Raw genomic sequence first — 400 nt, forward strand, 5'->3', positions numbered from 1 at the left:
TCCCATGCGCTTACTTGCATATCCGGATTCTGCTTTGGGCAAGAGGCGGGAGCGTGTTGTTTTTGCCTCTCACTCTATTAATGGCTTTTTTTAGGGTAAAAGTCAGACACACATAATAAATATTTTTAAAAAATTTTTTAGATTTTTTTTCTTTGTCTGACTTTTGATTGTTTTTTAGCCATTAATACATTGAGTTTTCTTTTTTCTCTCTTTCTTTTTTATAATTTTTTCTTTCTGTCTTTATTTCTTTTGGCTGTGATAAAAACTACTAGCGTAAGCTAGTAGTAACCTTGTTCTTTAGAGTACTACCTAAAGCATAGATGTAAAGTACGGTAGAAGTAGAGCGTAGGCAAAAGGCGCTCTACCTATACTGCGGTAGAACGCCTCTGATGTTAATCTA

It is taken from the genome of Phascolarctobacterium succinatutens YIT 12067 (assembly GCF_000188175.1).
In the GTDB taxonomy this organism is placed as follows: Bacteria; Bacillota; Negativicutes; order Acidaminococcales; family Acidaminococcaceae; genus Phascolarctobacterium_A; species Phascolarctobacterium_A succinatutens.